Raw genomic sequence first — 19,523 nt, 5'->3', positions numbered from 1 at the left:
TCTGCGGGTCGGTTTCCAAACTTCGAGCGACCGTGTTCACGCTTCTTGAGGCGCGCGAGGCACAAACAAAATGAGGCCGCCGAAGCAGCCTATTTCTTGTCAGAATGTCGCAAAATGCGGGATAGCACCCGGCTCAGATAGCGTCCAGCCCGGATTCGCCGGTTCGGATGCGGATCGCCTCTTCGATGTTGGAGACGAAAATCTTGCCGTCGCCGATGCGCCCGGTTTGCGCGGCGCGGCGGATTGCGTCGATGGCGCGCTCTACCAGATCGTCGCCGATCACGATCTCGATCTTCACCTTGGGCAGGAAGTCGACGATGTATTCTGCGCCGCGGTACAGCTCGGCGTGACCCTTCTGCCGGCCGAAGCCCTTGGCTTCGGTGACGGTGATGCCCTGAAGGCCGACTTCCTGAAGCGCTTCCTTCACCTCGTCGAGCTTGAATGGCTTGATGATGGCTTCGATTTTCTTCACTGCGCGCCTCCCGGCCTTTCGAACAATAGCAACGTCTTCGTCAGGATGCGCTTTTCTTAACGCATGATCTTGTCTTCGCTATGCCGGGATCCCTGACCAATCCGGCAACAACGGCCGGCCACACCCTGATAAATGCCAGTGAGCACGACGAACCGAAGCGACTTCCGCGAAAGCAGGGTCTATGCCAAGTTGCAAATGCCCTGATTATTGGAGCGTTATCAGCCCTTTAACGTGCAGCTCTGATAGGTGGGCGCCGACCCGCACAAAATACCGCAGACTACGAAATAGGCAAACGGTTCAATATCTGTGCAGATCGTCGTTCCGCCGGATGGCCCGGTGCGGAACGTGCCTCTTGAAAAGGCTTTTGGACAGGGAAGTGGCATGGAAGTTCTGACCAACGCCGAAATGCAGCGCGCCGACCAGCTCAGCATTGCGGCAGGCACCCCCGGCTTCAAGCTGATGCTCAGCGCCGGTCAGGCGGTCGCCGAGGCCGCCCACGCGCTGGTGGAGGAGGGGCCAATCCTGATCGTGGCCGGCCCGGGCAACAACGGCGGGGACGGTTTTGTCGCAGCCGCCGAGCTCGCCGCGCAAGGCCGCGAGGTCTCGGTGATCCTGATGTGCGAGCGGGACCAGCTCCAGGGCGACGCGGCCTCGGCCGCGCGTGGTTGGAAACACCCGGTGCTCCCGTTCAACCCGCAGGCGATCGGGCGACCGGCGCTGATCATCGATGCGCTGTTCGGCGCGGGCCTCAGCCGTCCCGTCGAGGGCGAGGCGCGTGAGATGATCGAGGCGATCAACGCCAATGGTGCGCCGGTGCTCGCGGTCGACCTGCCGAGCGGCATCAACGGCACCAGCGCGGCCGTGCTGGGCGTGGCCGTGAACGCCGCCGAGACCATCACCTTCTTCCGCAAGAAGCCGGCGCATCTGCTGCTGCCGGGGCGCATGCATTGCGGTCACGTCCGCGTCGCCGACATCGGCATCGAGGCGCAGGTGCTGGACGAGATCGCGCCGCGGATTTTTGAGAACGATCCGGACTTCTGGGGCTCGGCCTTTCCGGTGCCGCGCATCGACGGCCATAAATACGCGCGAGGTCATGTGCTGGCGGTCTCGGGCGATGCGGCGGCGACCGGTGCGGCGCGGCTCGCCGCGCGCGGGGCGCTGCGCGCCGGCGCGGGCCTGGTGACTCTGGCCACGCCGCGTGATGCGCTGGCGATCAATGCGGCTGCGCTCACCGCGGTGATGGTTCACCCCGTCGATACCGCCATCGAGTTCGGCGAGCTGCTCGGCGACAAGCGTTACAACACCTGCATCATCGGCCCTGGCGCGGGCGTCGGCGAGCGCACCTGCGATCTCGTCCACACGGCGCTTACCTCCCAGCGGCGCCTGGTGCTCGACGCGGATGCGCTGACGAGCTTTGCCGCCAATCCCGAGCGCCTGTTCGAATCGATCAAGACGTCGCAGGACAAGGCGGTGGTGCTGACGCCGCACGAGGGCGAGTTCCCGCGGCTGTTCTCCGACATCAGCAATAAACATCCGGGGCGCTCGAAGATCGAGCGCGTGCGCGCCGCCGCCGAGCGCTCCGGCGCGGTCGTGCTGCTGAAGGGCGCCGACACCACGATTGCCGCGCCCGACGGCCGCGCCACCATCGCCGCCAACGCTCCGCCCTGGCTCGCCACCGCGGGTGCCGGCGACGTCCTCGCCGGCATCATCGCAGGCCTCCTTGCGCAGGGCGTCCCGGCGTTCGAAGCAGCCAGCATCGCGGTGTGGATGCATGGCGAAGCGGCGAGCGAGGCGGGGCCGGGCCTGATCGCGGAGGATCTCACCGAGACGCTGCCCGCCGTGCACCGACGGATCTATCATGCGCTGGGGATCGAGTACTAATGCTCAGGCCGCTCGCGCTCATCGATATGGGCGCGGCGGCGCAGGTTCACCGGGCTGCATTCGACCATGCGATGCCCTGGCTTGCTGGGCTGCATACGCCGGATGAGGACCGCTGGTTCTACCGCGAGCATGTCTTGGCGACGTGCCGCGTGTGGGGACGCTTCGATGCCGATGTACTGAGCGGAATCATCGCTGTCCGTGACGGCTGGGTCGAGCAGCTTTACGTGCTTCCTGCTGTTCAAGGGCGCGGCGTCGGCACCGAACTCCTCGATATCGCCAAGCAGGCCAGCGAACAGCTGGAGCTCTGGACCTTCCAGCGCAACGCGTTGGCGCGCCGCTTCTATGAAGCGCGCGGGTTCACGCTGATCGAGCAGACCAACGGGACCCGAAACGAGGAGAAAGAACCGGACGCTCGCTATCTTTGGACGCGTGGCCGATAGCTCACTCCACCTCGTACCAGCGCACCAGCCGCGGCGCGGCCCAGTCGGTGACGACGGATTCGATCAGCCACCGCCCGGGAGAGGCCGCAGCGAATGCGATGCGCTGGGTCTGGCCGGGTTCGATCGCGAGCGTGTCGAGCCAATAGGGCTTCCAGCCGTCGTCGAGCTTGTCGAGCAGGCGGAAATGGTGGCCGTGGAGATGGAAGACGGTTGCGACGGGGGCGGGGTTCTTGAGGGCCAACACGACGGTGCGGCCGGCCTTGGTGCGAAAGGCGGGGGCGGAGGACGTCGAGAAATTTGCGGCCCGTACCCACCCGGCGTCGGCTGCCCCGAGAGCGACATCGAATCGCAGGGCGCCCCTCAGATCGAGCCGGTCGGGCAGGTCATTCGGAGGGAGTGGCAAGAGCGGCAACGGCGGCGCGCGCCGGTCAAGCTTGCCGGAGACCGTCAGGCGGCCGACCTGGCGCGCCTCCTTGCCGTCATGCAGCAGGAATGGGGCCGATGTGGCCGCATCCACGAAGGCGTCGGCGCGTGCGCCGGGAGCCAGCACCAGCGCGCCGTTGCGAGCCGGGAACGGCTCAGCCGGCTGTCCGTCCAGGGCCACCACGTGGACCTCGTGACTTTCCAATTTGATCGCCAGAACAGAACGTTGCGAGCCGTTGATAAAGCGCAGCCGCAGCCGCTCATTTGCTGAAGCTGAAAGTTCGAATGAAGTCGTTCCGTTGATTGTATAGAGCGGGGATGTGTCCTTCGGGTCCCGGCCCGGGGCAAGTGCGGTCCCATCCGGCCGCAGCCGCCACTCCTCGATCAAGAGGACCACGTCGCGATCGGCGGCGACCGTGTTGGTCTCGGTGGCGATGATCGGAAGCGGGCGCGCGGGCTGCTTCAGGCCGTCCTCGAACAGCCGGAAGTCGGCCAACAGGGTTCCCGCGGTTGGCACTGAAATGATTGATGTTTCCGTCGCGTCCGGGGCCGTCGGTGCGCGACCCCGAAGCGGGTCGGCCGCGGCCGGGCCATTGAGGCCGTACCAAACTGGTGCAAGCGGCACAGGCAGGTCGTTGCGGAAGACCACCTCGCAGCGGTCGCCACGTTTGAGGCGGACATCCCCGAGATGGCTGACGGCGGCCAGCTCCCAGATGGGTGTAGCCGGCTGCCTCGACCTCAGAGCCAGCGTTGCCGGCCTTGCCTGAAGCGCGAGTTGGGCGGTCACGGCCGGGACTGCGCCGCCCGCCGTCAGCCCGGCCGCAGAGGCGCCAAATCCGGCCAAAACCTCGCGCCTCGTCAGGTCGAAGATCCGCGTTTTCATGGGCCGATCCGGACCACGCCGTGCTGGATAAGTCCAGCCGTCGTGCCTAGGTGAAGCCTGCCTCTATCGGGCCATTTTTTTGCTGCGAACAGGCGGGCACATGCTATAAGCCCGCCGCCCGCGGCATCGCGGCCGGTCTTGATGCAAATTTACGCGGGCGTGGCGGAACTGGTAGACGCGCTGGATTTAGGTTCCAGTGACGAAAGTTGTGGGGGTTCGAGTCCCTCCGCCCGCACCAAGCGCTTTCAGCGTTTGCACGGATTACGCGATCTGCTCCCGCGCGGATGTTTGTCCGCCGGAAGTCGGTCCGATGAACCACCGGCGTTGAGGCGTTCGCCTCGCGCCGGATCGATTAATGACAGCGTCCCGACGCATGCGCGCCGGGACCGAACGAGAAGAAGATTGGACACCATGCAGGTCACAGAAACCCTCTCGGAAGGTTTGAAGCGCGAGTTTAAGATCAGCGTTCCCGCGTCTGATCTCGACGCCAAGGCCGGTGCCAAGCTCGTCGACCTCAAGGACAAGGTTCGCATCAACGGCTTCCGTCCCGGCAAGGTGCCGGTCACGCACCTCAAGAAGGTCTATGGCCGCTCGGTGATGGCCGAGACCATCGACCAGACCATCCGCGACACCAACACTCAGCTGTTCTCCGAGCGCGGCTTCCGCCTGGCGACCGAACCGAAGATCACCATGCCGACCGAGCAGGCCGAGGTCGAGGAGCTGCTCAACGGCAAAACCGATCTGACCTACACGGTTGCGATCGAGGTGGTGCCGTCGATTGCGCTCGCCGACTTCAAGACCTTCGAGGTCGAAAAGCCCGTGGCCGAAGTCACCGACGCCGACGTCGACGAGGCGATCAAGCGCATCGCCGATTCGAACCGTGGCTATGCCGCGAAGGGCGAGGGCGCCAAGGCCGAATCGGGTGATCGCGTCACCGTCGCCTTTAAGGGCACCATCAACGGCGAAGCCTTCGAAGGCGGCGCCGGCGAGGGCATCCAGGTGGTGATCGGATCCAACACCTTCATCCCCGGCTTCGAAGAGCAGCTCATCGGCATCGCCGCCAACGAGACCCGCACGCTGAAGGTGGCGTTCCCCAAGAACTACATGAACGACAAGCTTGCCGGCCAGCCGGCCGAGTTCGAGACCACCGCGACGCTGATCGAGGCGCCGCAGGATCTCGCGATCGACGACGAGTTCGCGAAGACGCTCGGCCTGGAATCGCTGGACAAGCTGAAGGAAGCGGCGCGCGAGCGGCTGGTGGCCGAGTTCGCGACCGCGACCCGCCAGCGCGTCAAGCGCGCGCTGCTCGACCGCCTCGACGAGGCCCATCGCTTCGAGGCTCCGCCCTCGCTGGTCGACGAGGAGTTCAATCTGATGTGGAACTCGGTGAAGGCCGAGATGGACTCCGCCGGCAAGACCTTCGCCGACGAAGACACCACTGAAGACGCCGCCAAGGAAGAGTACCGCAAGATCGCCGATCGTCGCGTGCGGCTCGGCCTCGTGCTCTCGGAGATCGGCGAGAAGAACAAGATCTCCGTGACCGATGACGAGGTCGGCCGCGCCGTGATCGAGCGGGCGCGCTCGATGCCGGGCCGCGAGAAGGAGGTCTGGGACTATTACCGCAGCAACGCCCAAGCGTTGGCCCAGCTTCGTGCACCGATCTATGAGGACAAGGTCGTCGACTTCATCCTCGAGCTTGCCAAGGTGACCGAGAAGAAGGTCTCGCGCGACGATCTCTACAAGGACGACGAGGCGGAAAAGACCGCGGCCTGAGGGCTCCAGAAGAGCCTTTAGGAGAGCCTCCAGGATAGCCTTGCATTAAGGATGATCAGCGAAGAGGTCGAGCTAGCCAGGTGGCCGGCTGGGCCTCTTTGTACGAATCAGCTTCAACTGCCTCACGGATTAAGCCTTAATTCGCTCCGCACTTGTCAGGCGCGAATTGGGCTATATCTGTCGCTACGCCCTCTGCTTCTGCCAAGTGCCTCTACCAAGTTCTTCTGCCAAGTTCCTGCATCACGGGACGTCCATCGGCCTTCCGGCAGATCCAGCCCCGACTGGCAGCCGGGCCTGGCGATGTCCGCCTCTTCAAAACCCTAGGTGACTCATGCGCGATCCGGTTGAAACCTACATGAACCTCGTGCCCATGGTGGTCGAGCAGACCAACCGTGGCGAGCGCGCCTACGACATTTTCTCGCGCCTTCTGAAAGAGCGCATCATCTTCCTGACCGGGCCGGTCGAGGACGGCATGTCGACGCTGATCGTCGCGCAGCTGTTGTTCCTTGAGGCGGAAAATCCGAAGAAGGAAATCTCGATGTACATCAACTCGCCGGGCGGCGTGGTGACGTCGGGCCTCGCGATCTACGACACCATGCAGTTCATTCGTCCGCCGGTCTCGACGCTGTGCACCGGCCAGGCCGCCTCGATGGGCTCGCTGCTGCTCTGCGCCGGCGAGAAGGACATGCGCTTCTCGCTGCCGAACGCGCGCATCATGGTGCATCAGCCCTCCGGCGGCTTCCAGGGCCAGGCCACCGACATCATGCTGCACGCCCAGGAAATCCTGAACCTGAAGAAGCGGCTCAACGAGATCTACGTGAAGCACACCGGCCAGACCTACAAGGCGATCGAGGACGCGCTGGAACGCGACAAGTTCCTGACCGCGAGCGACGCCAAGGAGTTCGGCCTGGTCGACAGGGTGATCGACAAGCGCGCCGAGGAAACCGCGTCGCCGAAGACCCCGTAGCACTACTGTGCCGGCAATCCCTCTGGGACCGCGGGCACATCAGGGAGCGTTCACGTTAAGGACACGTGCGCGCGTCGCAAAACGCACTTTTGCGCCCTGCGACAGGCAGAAAGTTCCGCTTTCGTGCTTGTTTTTCGTGGCAATCCAGCAACGCCGGGGTGATTTCGATCACTTCGCCCGTGCCAAGACCGGAAATCACGGTATTGTCACGGGTAGCCGGCGACCCCCGATTAGCGAATTCTTGATAGTCGGGTGCCAGCATGGTTCGCTATGACTGATCGGCTATGATCGCGGGGAATCGAATGACCGCGATTCGCACGGCATGTAACGCGTAGGGTCTTTTTTGGTACGGAATTTGCTCTATTTGAAGGACTGTACCGGCTGTCGTGCCGGAATAGGGCGATCGAGCGGACGGGATCGAACCGCGGACGGAGACATGAATGAGTAAGGTCGGCACGAGCGACTCCAAGAACACGCTGTATTGCTCGTTCTGCGGCAAGAGCCAGCACGAAGTGCGCAAACTGATCGCGGGTCCCACGGTCTTCATTTGCGACGAGTGCGTTGAGCTCTGCATGGACATCATTCGCGAGGAGAACAAATCCTCGCTGGTGAAGTCGCGCGACGGGATTCCGACGCCGAAGGAAATCTGCAAGGTGCTGGACGATTACGTGATCGGCCAGAACCATGCGAAGAAGGTCCTCTCGGTCGCGGTGCACAATCACTACAAGCGCCTCAACCACCAGACCAAGCACAACGACGTCGAGCTTGCGAAGTCGAACATCCTGCTGATCGGTCCGACCGGCTCGGGCAAGACGCTGCTCGCGCAGACGCTCGCCCGCATCCTGGACGTGCCGTTCACGATGGCGGATGCGACGACGCTGACCGAAGCCGGCTATGTCGGCGAGGACGTCGAGAACATCATCCTGAAGCTGCTCCAGGCCGCCGACTACAATGTCGAGCGTGCCCAGCGCGGCATCGTCTACATCGACGAAATCGACAAGATCAGCCGCAAGTCCGACAATCCCTCGATCACGCGCGACGTGTCGGGTGAGGGCGTGCAGCAGGCGCTGCTCAAGATCATGGAAGGCACGGTGGCTTCGGTCCCGCCGCAGGGCGGCCGCAAGCATCCGCAGCAGGAGTTCCTGCAGGTGGACACCACCAATATCCTGTTCATCTGCGGTGGTGCGTTCTCGGGCCTCGAAAAGATCATCTCGGCACGCGGACGTTCGACCTCGATCGGTTTCGCCGCTCAGGTGCTCGCACCGGAAGACCGCCGCACCGGCGAAATCTTCCGTCATGTCGAGCCTGAGGATCTCCTGAAGTACGGCCTGATCCCGGAATTCGTCGGCCGTCTGCCCGTCGTGGCGACGCTGGAGGATCTGGACGAGGCTTCGCTCAAGAAGATCCTGGTCGAGCCGAAGAACGCGCTGGTGAAGCAGTACCAGCGGCTGTTCGAGATGGAGAACATCGAGCTGACCTTCGCCGACGAGGCGCTTGGCGCGGTTGCCCGCAGGGCGATCGAGCGCAAGACCGGTGCGCGGGGGCTGCGTTCAATCCTCGAGGCGATCCTGCTCGAGACCATGTTCGACCTGCCGGGCCTCGAAGGTGTGGAAGAAGTCGTGATTTCCCGCGAAGTCGTGGAAGGAACGGCGCGTCCGCTCTACATCTACGCCGATCGGTCCGATCGCGCCGTCGAGAACGCCAGCGCCTGATTTCGGCGCTGGAACGCTCCAATCGTCTCCTCAAGCAGGGGCTGCGGAAAGTATCTCCGCAGCCGGTGTTGCGTCGCTTATTGCGTGCGTAAGCGCCTGATGGCGCGCGTCTTTCAATGACTTGACACCCCCCGGGTCGATAGCCACCTAATGTCGGCGGCGAGTAAAAATTCTCTTCAAGATTCGCCTCAGTTCCGATTCGGCAAGCCGGTCCAACCTCAAAAGGAGCGATCGGTATTGCGGGTCACCTCGGCACCTTGTGGCGGTTGCGCATGAGCATGGCGGGCTGCGTGCAAGGGGGCAAAGCAAAAGGAAAAGGCCATGACCAATCCAAAACCCAGGCCAACCATCGTCCATGGCGAAACGCACGCCTATCCCGTGCTGCCCCTGCGCGACATCGTCGTCTTCCCGCACATGATCGTTCCGCTCTTCGTCGGCCGCGAGAAGTCGATCCGCGCGCTCGAAGAGGTGATGAAGAACGACGCGCTGATCATGCTCGCGACCCAGAAGAACGCGTCCGACGATGATCCGGCACCCGATTCCATTTACGAGACCGGTACGCTTGCCAGCGTGCTCCAGCTCTTGAAGCTTCCCGACGGCACTGTGAAGGTGCTGGTCGAAGGGCTCGAGCGGGCGCGCGTGCAGAAGTACACCGATCGCGCCGACTATTACGAAGCGACCGCGATTGCGCTCGCCGATACCGATGCGAAGTCGGTCGAGGCGGAGGCCATGGCGCGCTCCGTCGTGTCCGACTTCGAGAGCTACGTGAAGCTCAACAAGAAGATCTCGGCCGAGGTCGTCGGCGTCGTGCAGGCGATCACCGATTTTGCCAAGCTCGCCGACACCGTCGCCTCGCATCTCGCCGTCAAGATCGCGGATCGCCAGGGCATCCTGGAGACGCTGTCGGTCACGCAGCGCCTGGAGAAGGTGCTGGGCCTGATGGAGAGCGAGATCTCGGTGCTCCAGGTCGAGAAGCGCATCCGCTCGCGCGTCAAGCGCCAGATGGAGAAGACCCAGCGCGAGTACTATCTCAACGAGCAGATGAAGGCGATCCAGAAGGAGCTCGGCGACGACGACGGTCGCGACGAGCTCGCCGATCTCGAAGAGAAGATCTCCAAGACCAAGCTCTCCAAGGAAGCGCGCGAGAAGGCGCAGCATGAATTGAAGAAGCTGCGCCAGATGTCGCCGATGTCCGCGGAAGCGACCGTCGTGCGCAACTATCTGGATTGGCTGCTGTCGATTCCGTGGAACAAGAAGTCCAAGGTGAAGAAGGATCTGGAAGCCGCGCAGGCGGTTCTGGATGCGGATCACTACGGGCTGGAGAAGGTCAAGGACCGCATCGTCGAGTATCTCGCCGTACAGTCGCGCGCCAACAAGCTGACGGGCCCGATCCTGTGCCTCGTCGGCCCTCCCGGCGTCGGCAAGACCTCGCTCGGCAAGTCGATCGCGAAGGCGACGGGGCGTGAATTCGTGCGCGTCTCGCTCGGTGGCGTGCGCGACGAGGCCGAGATCCGCGGGCACCGCCGCACCTATATCGGCTCGATGCCGGGCAAGATCATCCAGTCGATGCGGAAGGCGAAGTCGTCCAATCCGCTGTTCCTGCTGGACGAGATCGACAAGATGGGCGCCGATTTCCGCGGCGATCCGTCCTCGGCGCTGCTCGAGGTCCTCGACCCCGAGCAGAACGCGACCTTCAACGACCACTATCTCGAGGTCGACTACGATCTGTCCAACGTGATGTTCATCACGACCGCGAATACGCTCAATATTCCGGGACCGCTGATGGACCGCATGGAGATCATCCGGATCGCGGGCTACACCGAGAACGAGAAGGTCGAGATCGCGCGCAAGCACTTGATCCCGACCGCGGTGTCCAAGCACGGCCTGGACTCCAAGGAGTTCTCGATCGACGACGACGCGCTGCTGCTTCTGATCCGCCGCTACACCCGCGAAGCGGGCGTGCGCAATTTGGAGCGTGAGCTCTCCACACTCGCCCGCAAGGCGGTGAAGGAGCTGATGATTTCCAAGAAGAAGTCGGTCAAGATCACCGAGAAGACTCTCGAAGAGCTTCTGGGCGTGCCGAAGTACCGCTACGGTGAGATCGAGAGCGAGCCGCAGGTCGGCATCGTCACCGGCCTTGCCTGGACCGATGTCGGCGGCGAGTTGCTGACGATCGAAGGCGTCATGATGCCCGGCAAGGGCAAGATGACGGTCACGGGCAATCTGCGTGACGTGATGAAGGAATCGATCTCGGCGGCGGCGTCCTATGTCCGCTCGCGCGCGATCGTCTACGGCATCGAGCCGCCGCTGTTCGACCGGCGCGACATCCACGTGCACGTGCCGGAAGGCGCGACGCCGAAGGACGGTCCGTCGGCGGGCGTGGCGATGGCCACCGCGATCATCTCGGTCATGACCGGCATCCCGGTCCGCCACGATGTCGCGATGACCGGCGAAATCACGCTGCGCGGCCGCGTGCTGCCGATCGGCGGCCTGAAGGAGAAGCTGCTGGCTGCTGCCCGCGGCGGCATCAAGACGGTGCTGATTCCTGAGGACAACGCCAAGGATCTCACGGAGATTTCCGATGCGATCAAGGGCGGCATGGAGATCATCCCGGTCTCGCGCCTCGACGACGTCGTCGCCAAGGCGCTGGTCAAGAAGCCAGTGCCGATCGTCTGGGAAGAGGACACCAAGGTGACGGTGAAGCCGGACGGCGACGAAGCCGCCGGCGGCCTGACCGCTCACTGAGATCGCAGCTCGAAAAAGATGATAAAACGGCGCCTTCGGGCGCCGTTTTTTTGTGGGGCATTTTGTTTTGGGCAGCGGATGACGACAATGCACATCGACGGGCAATGCCATTGCGGCGAGATTACCTTTGAAGCCGAGATCGACCCGGAGACGGTGTCGGTCTGCCACTGCACCGATTGCCAGACACTGACCGGCTCGCCCTTCCGGGTGACGGCCGTCTGTTCGGGCGCCGAAGTCCGCCTGACTGCCGGCACGCCCAGGATCTACGGCAAGCGCGGCGACAACGGCCGGATGCGCTTCCAGCACTTTTGCGCCGACTGCGGTTCCCCGCTGTTCACGAGCGGCGACGGCGACCAGGAGGACGATTGGGGCATCCGCTGGGGCAGCATCCGCCAGCGCGACAAATTGCGGCCCGTCAGGCAGATCTGGTGCCAGTCGGCGGCGGTGTGGATCGACGCGGTGCCGCTGCTGCCGGGCCGGCCACAGGATTGAGGCCCTGGAATTGGCGTTCCGCGCTTGCCCGTTCGGGGCCGGTAGGGATAAAGAAGCGGCGAGGGGCGGTTAGCTCAGCTGGTTAGAGCATCTCGTTTACACCGAGAGGGTCGGGAGTTCGAATCTCTCACCGCCCACCAGCCTTTGCTCGCTTCGCGAGCTTCGGCTCGGCGAGCCAGCCTCACACGTTATTGGCGCGAAGCGAACGAAGGCTGCCGCGCCGAAGCCGATAGGCGCAGGCGGGCGATACCGAGCCACAGAGGCCCTGATGCAACAACCAAGCGGACACGAGCAGAACGCCGATCAGATCGCCTACTGGAATGGCCCCAGCGGGCAGCGCTGGGCCGATCGCCATGCGGCGCAGGAGAGCCTGCTGGGACCCATTGCCGACGTGCTGATCGCCCGCGCCAGGCCGAAGCCGGGCGAGCGCGTCCTCGACATCGGCTGTGGCTCCGGTGCGACGACGTTCGCGTTCGCGAAGGCTGTCGCGCCTGATGGCTTTGCGCTCGGGCTCGACGTCTCCGAGCCGATGCTGTCGCAGGCGCGCGCGTTTGCGCCAAAAGGCCTGCCGCTCGATTTCGTGCTGGCCGATGCGACGGTGCATCCGTTCGAGCCGGCGAGCTTTGACCTGCTGGCCTCGCGGTTCGGCGTGATGTTCTTCGCCGATCCCATCGCGTCTTTCACCAATCTCCGCCGCGCGCTGAAGCCGACGGGACGGTTGGCGTTTGCCTGCTGGCGCGAGCCGAAGGAAAATCCGTGGATGATGGCGCCGCTTATGGCGGTCTACAAGCACGTTCCCAAGATGCCGCCGGTCGGGCCGGAGGAGCCGGGCCCGTTCGCCTTCGCCTCCGAAGAGCGCGTGACGCGCATCCTGAAAGGCGCGGGCTTCGTCGACGTCGCGATGGAGCCGCACAATCTCGCGATGGACGTCGCGATTGGCGGCGGGCTCGATGCCGCGGTCGAAGGCTCGCTCCAGATCGGCCCGGCGAGCCGCGCGCTGCAAGGGCATCCGCCGGAGACCTATGCCGCGGCAAAAGCCTCGATCCGCGAGACGCTCGCGCCGTTCCTGAAGGGTCAGAGCGTGGCGCTCCAGGGCGCGATCTGGATCGTGACGGCGAAGGCGGCGTAGGCGTCGCTCTGTCCCCATCATTGCGAGCGCAGCGAAGCAATCCAGACCGTTCTCCGCGGAGGCAGTCTGGATTGCTTCGTCGCTTCGCTCCTCGCAATGACGATGGGGACGCAGCAACGCAACTACCTCACACCACGTCATCCGGCGCCAGCGCGCAGCCATTGTCCGGATGCGTCTCGATCTGAAGCGTGGTGTGGCCGATGCGGTGGGAGCGCTTCAGCATCTGCGCCGTCTCCATCAGGAAGGCATCGCCGGCGCCGGTGGGCATGACGAGGTGGCAGGTCAGCGCCGTCTCGGTGGTCGAGATCGGCCAGACGTGGAGATCGTGGATCGCAGTGACGCCGGGCCGCTCCAGCAGAAGGATCTTGATCGCGGCAATGTCGGTGCCCCTGGGCGCCGCCGCCATCGACATGTCGATGGAGCCACGGAGCAGGCTGGTGGTGCTCCAGAGGATGGTGGCGCAGATGACGAGGCTGGTGACGGGATCGAGCCAGAGCCAGCCGGTCCAGATGATCAGCGCCGCCGAGATGACGACGCCGAGCGAGACCGCGGCGTCGGCCGCCATGTGCAGATAGGCGCCTTCGATGTTGATGTCGTCCTTGCGACCGCGCGCGAACAACATGGCGGTAAAACCGTTGATGAGGATGCCGATGCCGGCGACCACCATCACGGTGATGCCGGCGACCGGCTCCGGCTCCCGCAGGCGCAAAATCGCTTCCCAGCCGATCGCGCCGGTTGCGACCAGCAGGAACACCGCGTTCGCCAGCGCCGCCAGGATGGTGGAGGCGCGCAGGCCATAGGTGAAGCGGCCGCTGGGCGCGCGCCGCGCCGCGATCGACGCGCACCAGGCCACGACCAGGCCGAGCACGTCGCTAAGATTATGGCCGGCATCCGCAAGCAGAGCCGTGGAGTTGCCGATATAGCCGTAGACGGCCTCCGCCGCGACCAGCGCGGTGTTGAGTGAGATGCCGATTGCGAACGCCTTGCCGAAACTGGCGGGCGCATGGGCATGGGCGTGGCCACCATGATCGTGATCATGGCCGTGGCTATGATCATCGTGATGATGGCCGTGATGGTCGTGGCTGCCCACCTCTATCGCTCCCTGGACGCTGCCAAATCAGGCGCCATTGTAGGCGTTTCGGCAGCCCCGTCACGGCGGAACAGCACGTAGAGCGCCGGCAGCACCAGCAGCGTCAGCACGGTTGAGGAGATGATACCGCCGATCACCACAGTCGCGAGCGGCCGCTGCACCTCGGCGCCGGCCCCGGTGGCAAGAGCCATCGGCACGAAGCCGAGGGACGCGACCAGCGCCGTCATCAGCACCGGACGCAGGCGTGTCAGCGCGCCCTCGCGCACCGCGTCGGTAACGGGTTGGCCCTCGCTGCGCAGCCGCTCGATGAAGGCGATGATGACGAGCCCGTTGAGGACAGCGACGCCCGACAGTGCGATGAAGCCGACGCCGGCGCTGATGGACAGCGGAATACCGCGCAGCAGCAGCGCCATGACGCCGCCGGTCAGTGCCAGCGGCACGCCGGAGAACACGAGCGCCGCATCAGCCGCCGATCCCATGCCCATGAACAGCAGCAGGAAGACCAGCAGCAGCGCCAACGGCACCACGAGCGTCAGCCGCTTGGTGGCGGAGACCAATTGCTCGAACTGTCCGCCCCAGCCGATCCAGTAGCCCGGCGGCAGCTTGACCTTCTCCGCGACGGCTGCCTCGGCCTCGGTGACGAAGGAGCCGAGATCGCGCGCGCGGACATTGGCGGTGACCACAATGCGCCGCTTGCCGTTCTCGCGGCTGATCTGGTTCGGGCCAGGCGTCGCTTCGACGGTTGCGACCGACGACAGCGGCACATAGCGCATCTGGGCAAGGGGAGGGGCGGGCAATGCGGTCCGGATTGGCGCGCCGATTGCTGCTTCCTCACCCGGCGGCAGCGGGATCGGGATCGCCCGGATGACCTCGAGATCGCCGCGCAGATGTTCCGGCAGGCGCACGACGATGTCGAAGCGGCGGTCGCCCTCGAACAGCTTGCCGGCCGACTTGCCGCCGACCGCGATCTCGACGATGCCCTGCACCTCGCTGATGCTGAGCCCATACCGGGCGAGCGCCTGGCGGTCGAGGCGGACGGTGAGGATCGGCAGGCCCGAGACCTGCTCGATCTTGACGTCGCTGGCGCCGCGGATGCCGCGGATCGCGGCTTCGACCTGTTTTGCCGCGCCTTGCAGGATCTCGAGGTCGTCGCCGAAGATCTTGACGCCGACGTCGCTTCGCACGCCGGAGATCAACTCGTTGACGCGGAACTGGATCGGCTGGGAGATCTCATAGGCGCTGCCGGGGATGTCGTCAGCGGCACGGGCGATGGCCTCGATCACCTCGGCCTTGGAGCTGCCAGGGTCGGGCCATCCGGCGCGCGGCTTCAGCATGATGTAGCCGTCGGTCTGTGCCGGCGACATCGGGTCGGTTGCGATCTCGGCGGTGCCGATGCGGGTGAAGAACTCCTTCACCTCCGGAATCTGCTTGACGCGCTTTTCCAGCGCCTTTTGCAGGTCCAGCGACTGGGTCAGGCTGGTGCCGGGAATCCGGATCGAGGCCAGCGCGACGTCGCCTTCGTCCAGGCTCGGGATGAACTCGCCGCCCATGCGCGCGGCGGCAACGCAGCTTGCGACCACGATGATGGCGGCCATGATTGCGACGCCGAGGCGATGGTCGATCGCCAGCCGGAGCACGGGGAGATAGGCGCGCTTCGCCAGCCGCATGAACAGGTTTTCGTGTTCGGACACCTTGCCGGTGACGAAGATGGCAACCGCCGCCGGCACGAAGGTGATGGAGAACAGCACCGCGGCACCCAGCGCCATCAGCACCGTCAGGGCCATCGGCGTGAACATCTTGCCCTCGACGCCGGTCAGCGTCAGCACCGGCAGGTAGACCACTGCGATGATCAGCGTTCCGAACAGGCTCGGCTTGATCACCTCGCTCGACCCACTCCGGATCGCGCGCAGCCGTTCGGAGATCGTGAGCAGGCCGCCTTTCTCGCGCTGGACCTCGGCCAGCATGCGCAGGCAGTTCTCGACGATGATCACGGCGCCGTCGACGATGATGCCGAAATCGATTGCACCCAGGCTCATCAGGTTCGCGCTGACCTTGGTCTCGACCATGCCGGTGACCGTCATGGCCATGGACAGCGGAATGACGCAAGCCACCACCAGCGCGGCGCGGATGTTGCCGAGGATCAGGAACAGCACGGCCACGACCAGGGCCGCGCCTTCCAGCAGATTGCTCTCGACGGTGCGGATGGTGGCTTCGACCAGATCGGTGCGGTCGTAGACGGTCCGCGTCACGACGCCGTCGGGCAGCGATTTGGCGATATCCTCCAGCCGGGCCGCGACACGGCGCGCCACGGTGCGGCTGTTCTCGCCGATCAAAAGCATGGCGGTGCCGAGCACGGTTTCCTCGCCATCGCGCGTTGCGGCTCCCGTGCGCAAATCGCGGCCTTCGGTGACGGTCGCGATATCCCTGATCCTGACGGGATTGCCGCCGCGCGAGCCGATGACGATGTCCCTGATTTCGCCGACATTGCCGACCTGGCCCGGCGAGCGAACCAGATATTGCTCGCCGTTGCGCTCGATATAGCCGGCGCCGACATCGGCATTGTTGGCGGCGAGCGCCGTCATGACGTCGCGAAAGCCGAGCCGGTAGGCCATCAGCTTGCCGGGATCGGGGAGCACATGGAATTGCCGCTCGAAGCCGCCGATGGTGTTGACCTCGATCACCCCCGGCACGTTGCGAAGCTGCGGCTTGATGATCCAGTCCTGCACGGTGCGCAAGTCGGTCAGCGAATAGTCGTGGCCGCCTTGCGTCTTCGCGCCCGCCTTGGCCTCGACGGTGTACATGAAGATTTCGCCGAGCCCGGTCGAGACCGGTCCCATCGCGACCTCGACGCCGGCCGGAAGCTGGTCCTTCACCTGCTGGATCCGTTCGCCGACGAGCTGGCGGGCAAAATAGATGTCGGTGCCGTCCTTGAAGACGACGGTCACCTGACTCAGGCCGTAGCGCGACAGCGAGCGCGTGTAGTCGAGCTTGGGCAGCCCGCCCATCGCGGTCTCGACCGGGAAGGTGATGCGCTGCTCGGTTTCCAGCGGCGAATAGCCGGGGGCGCGGGTGTTGATCTGGACCTGGACGTTGGTGATGTCAGGCACGGCGTCGATCGGAAGGCGTTGGAAATTCCACGCTCCGAAAGCGACGGCGCCGAGCGCGAGCAGCAGGACCAGCCAGCGCTGCTGCAGCGAGACCGCGATGAGACGCTCAATCATGCTCGGCCTCGCCCTTGCCCATCTCCGCCTTCACGACGAAGCTGTTTTCCGCGACGTAATGCTCGCCGGCCGATAGACCGGCCTTGATCTCGACATGGCGCGGGTCGGAATCGCCAAGCTCCACCGGGCGCGCCTCGATCTTGTCGCCGTCCTCACGAACGAACACGATAGTCCTGTTCTCCAGCGTCTGGATCGCGCTTTTGCGCACCGCGACCGCGACGTTGCGGGCGGCGAGGATCAGCCGTGCCGTGACAAACAGGCCGGGACGCAAGCGCCCGTCCCGATTTGGCAGCACCACGCGCGCCAGCGCCGTCTGGGTCTCGCTCGAGCCGATCGGGGCCATGTAGGCGATCGTGCCCTTGATCTCGCCGCGGCCGTCGTCGGGATCGATCAGCACCTCGTCGTTGAGACGAACGCGCCGCAGATCCTGGCGATAGATCGACAGATCGACCCAGATAGTGGAGAGGTCGGCGACGACGAAGGCGGGCTTCTGCTCGGAGGCGTATTCGCCGAGCGAAATCTGCCGCTCGATGACGGTGCCGGCAAGCGGCGCCTTGAGCTCGTAGACGGTGAGACTCTGGTTGCTCTCGATCGCGGCGAGCAGATCGTCCTTGCCGACCTCGTCGCCGATGCGCTTCTGGATCGATTTGGCAACGCCGGGAAAGCGCGGCGTCACCTGCACCACGGCTTCCTGGTTGGCGCGCAGGATGCCGTTGAAGGCGAGCGTGTCGGTCAGCGTGACGCTCCCGGCTTCCGCCAGCGTCACGCCGGCGGCGGCAAGCTTGACGTCGGAGATGCGGATCCGGTCGGCACCGTGCTCGTCCTGCTCGACATGGTCGTTCGGCTTCTCCGGCTTCTTGTCCGCGGCGTGTTCGGCATGCTCGACCCTGGCCGGGCCGAGCAGGGAATAGCCGTAAGCGCCAAGTGCGACGCCAAGTGCGGCGGCAACGAATGCGACGAGGATGGTGGAGGACGTCTTCATCGTGCGCTCTCCCGCGCCAGCGTAAAGGGATTGCCGACGAGCCCTTCGATGGTCGCCACCCCCGCGTGGAAATTCTGCAGCGCCTCCTGCTCGCGCAGCCGCGCCTGGGTGACGCTGGCCTGGGCATCGAGCACTTCGAGCAGGCTGAAGCGGCCCTGGCCGTAGCCTTGCGCGATGGCGTCCGAGGCTTCGGTGGCCTTGGGAATGGCGCTCTCGCGCAGCACCGCGAGCTCGCGCAGCGAGCCCTGCAGCGAGTCGTAGGCGCGGCCGGCGACCACGATCAGCGTGTTGCGGTTGGCCTCGCGCTCGGCCTTGGTCTTGGCGAGGCTTTCCTGGGCCGAAAGGATATTGCCCTGGTTCTGGTCGAACACGGGGATCGGCACCGAGACGGTGAGGCGCGCCGCGTCGTCATTGGTCTCGTTGAAATGGCGCCAGCCGGCGGCGATCCGCACGTCGGGATAGGGCCTTAGCCGCGCCAGCAACAGCTCGGCGTTGCGCTGGGCATAGATCGCGGTCCAGCGCACCAGCTGCGGATTGGCATCGATCGCGGCGACGACCGACTGGAACGTCGGCGGCCGGCCCATGGTGTCGAGCCGTCCGGAGACCTCGCCGAATTTCGGTGCCGCGTCGCCCATCAAGACCGCAAGCTCGCGCCGGGCGCTGGCCAGCGTCGCCTTGAAGCGCTCGCGGTCGGCCTTCACCAGTGCGGACGCCACCTCCGCACGGCCGGTCTCGGCCGGCGAGGAGGCGCCGGCCTCGACGCGTCGGCGCAAAAGCGGCGTCAGCCGGTCGATGGCGGTGATCTGCTCGTCGAGGATCTGGATGCGCCGCTGTGCGCCGAGCACGCTGAGGAAGGCGATCGCGGTCTCCGACAGCACCTCCAGCCTGACGGCTTTGCGCTGGATCGCGGCGACCTCGATGCCGGCGACGCCAGCTGCAATCCGCGCGTCGCGCTTGCCGAACAGCTCGAAGGCCTGGCTGATCTGGAGCGTGGTCTCGGCCGATCGTGTGCCGCGATAGATGCCGGACCCGAACGAATTGTCCTGTTCGTAGGTCAGTTCCGGATTGAGAAGCGCACCTGCCTGGATGCGCTGGCCCGTGGCGATGCCGACATCGCGCTCCGCCGCGGTCAGCCGCGGGCTCGCGGCCAGCGCGCGCGAAAGCGCGCTCCGCATCGTCAGAGTCTGGGCGTGAGATGGCGCAAGCGCCGATCCGGCAATCAGACACGCTGCCGCGCACGCCAGGCGCGCGGCCATTCCCCTGAAAAACATGAAACCGACCTGTGAGGATGAACCGAATGGACGCTCGTGGCG

At 65.0% G+C, this 19,523-nt stretch carries 14 protein-coding genes and 2 tRNA genes; 10 read left to right on the top strand and 6 right to left on the bottom strand.

All coding sequences use genetic code 11. The features are described from left to right. Window positions 1-133: 133 nt before the first annotated feature. Window positions 134-472 (bottom strand): P-II family nitrogen regulator, encoded by a 339-nt coding sequence (locus ACIPUD_RS25905; RefSeq protein WP_007603495.1) that lies wholly within the window; start codon window positions 470-472, stop codon window positions 134-136. A 381-nt stretch (window positions 473-853) separates the two neighbouring features. Between ACIPUD_RS25905 and ACIPUD_RS25900 the strand changes: the two genes are divergently transcribed. Together ACIPUD_RS25900 and ACIPUD_RS25895 are read left to right on the top strand one after the other, a co-directional pair. Further along, window positions 854-2,353 carry an NAD(P)H-hydrate dehydratase gene (locus tag ACIPUD_RS25900; protein ID WP_446481789.1) on the top strand — a complete coding sequence of 500 codons (1,500 nt, stop codon included), beginning with the start codon at window positions 854-856 and terminating at the stop codon, window positions 2,351-2,353. Beyond that, the gene (locus ACIPUD_RS25895) at window positions 2,353-2,793 is read left to right on the top strand and encodes a GNAT family N-acetyltransferase (RefSeq protein ID WP_085353367.1); all 441 of its coding nucleotides are present in this window, start codon (window positions 2,353-2,355) and stop codon (window positions 2,791-2,793) included. The genes ACIPUD_RS25900 and ACIPUD_RS25895 overlap by 1 nt, the downstream gene beginning before the upstream one ends. Before the next feature lies 1 nt (window position 2,794). Here ACIPUD_RS25895 and ACIPUD_RS25890 read toward each other — a convergent pair whose 3' ends face one another. Next, on the bottom strand, window positions 2,795-4,099 hold the full coding sequence (locus tag ACIPUD_RS25890; RefSeq protein WP_446481788.1) for a multicopper oxidase family protein: 1,305 nt from the start codon (window positions 4,097-4,099) through the stop codon (window positions 2,795-2,797). 153 nt (window positions 4,100-4,252) lie between these two features. Between ACIPUD_RS25890 and ACIPUD_RS25885 the strand changes: the two genes are divergently transcribed. The 8 genes from ACIPUD_RS25885 (at window position 4,253) to ACIPUD_RS25850 (ending at window position 12,917) form a co-directional block, all read left to right on the top strand. Next, window positions 4,253-4,337 (top strand) — tRNA-Leu (locus ACIPUD_RS25885). Between the two features lie 173 nt (window positions 4,338-4,510). Continuing rightward, window positions 4,511-5,872, top strand: a complete 1,362-nt coding sequence (gene tig, locus ACIPUD_RS25880) for a trigger factor (protein WP_085362115.1) — start codon at window positions 4,511-4,513, stop codon at window positions 5,870-5,872. A 331-nt stretch (window positions 5,873-6,203) separates the two neighbouring features. After that, window positions 6,204-6,839, top strand: coding sequence for an ATP-dependent Clp protease proteolytic subunit (locus ACIPUD_RS25875; protein WP_007611005.1), 636 nt, complete (start codon window positions 6,204-6,206; stop codon window positions 6,837-6,839). A gap of 440 nt (window positions 6,840-7,279) precedes the next feature. After that, window positions 7,280-8,551, top strand: a complete 1,272-nt coding sequence (gene clpX / locus ACIPUD_RS25870) for an ATP-dependent Clp protease ATP-binding subunit ClpX (RefSeq protein WP_007603503.1) — start codon at window positions 7,280-7,282, stop codon at window positions 8,549-8,551. 321 nt (window positions 8,552-8,872) lie between these two features. Continuing rightward, on the top strand, window positions 8,873-11,296 hold the full coding sequence (gene lon / locus ACIPUD_RS25865) for an endopeptidase La (protein WP_018455109.1): 2,424 nt from the start codon (window positions 8,873-8,875) through the stop codon (window positions 11,294-11,296). A gap of 87 nt (window positions 11,297-11,383) precedes the next feature. After that, window positions 11,384-11,788, top strand: a complete 405-nt coding sequence (locus ACIPUD_RS25860; RefSeq protein WP_018455108.1) for a GFA family protein — start codon at window positions 11,384-11,386, stop codon at window positions 11,786-11,788. Between the two features lie 63 nt (window positions 11,789-11,851). Beyond that, window positions 11,852-11,928, top strand: a tRNA-Val gene (locus ACIPUD_RS25855). A gap of 128 nt (window positions 11,929-12,056) precedes the next feature. Next, window positions 12,057-12,917 carry a class I SAM-dependent methyltransferase gene (locus tag ACIPUD_RS25850; protein ID WP_085353363.1) on the top strand — a complete coding sequence of 287 codons (861 nt, stop codon included), beginning with the start codon at window positions 12,057-12,059 and terminating at the stop codon, window positions 12,915-12,917. 127 nt (window positions 12,918-13,044) lie between these two features. On the opposite strand, the gene ACIPUD_RS25845 is transcribed toward ACIPUD_RS25850, so the two are convergent. From ACIPUD_RS25845 to ihpA, 4 genes are read right to left on the bottom strand one after another with little or no spacing between them, the layout of a single operon-like run. After that, the gene (locus ACIPUD_RS25845) at window positions 13,045-14,007 is read right to left on the bottom strand and encodes a cation diffusion facilitator family transporter (protein WP_162496492.1); all 963 of its coding nucleotides are present in this window, start codon (window positions 14,005-14,007) and stop codon (window positions 13,045-13,047) included. Between the two features lie 2 nt (window positions 14,008-14,009). Continuing rightward, on the bottom strand, window positions 14,010-17,228 hold the full coding sequence (locus tag ACIPUD_RS25840; protein WP_247336876.1) for an efflux RND transporter permease subunit: 3,219 nt from the start codon (window positions 17,226-17,228) through the stop codon (window positions 14,010-14,012). Continuing rightward, on the bottom strand, window positions 17,221-18,210 hold the full coding sequence (gene ihpB / locus ACIPUD_RS25835) for a divalent metal ion exporter adaptor subunit IhpB (protein ID WP_018455105.1): 990 nt from the start codon (window positions 18,208-18,210) through the stop codon (window positions 17,221-17,223). The genes ACIPUD_RS25840 and ihpB overlap by 8 nt, the downstream gene beginning before the upstream one ends. Next, window positions 18,207-19,481, bottom strand: a complete 1,275-nt coding sequence (gene ihpA, locus ACIPUD_RS25830) for a divalent metal ion exporter subunit IhpA (protein WP_085353357.1) — start codon at window positions 19,479-19,481, stop codon at window positions 18,207-18,209. The genes ihpB and ihpA overlap by 4 nt, the downstream gene beginning before the upstream one ends. Between the last annotated feature and the right edge of the window lie 42 nt (window positions 19,482-19,523).

The organism is Bradyrhizobium sp. CAR08 (genome assembly GCF_052871955.1).
The sequence above is the reverse complement of the archived record's forward strand: the minus strand, read 5'-3'. Positions and strand labels throughout refer to the sequence as shown.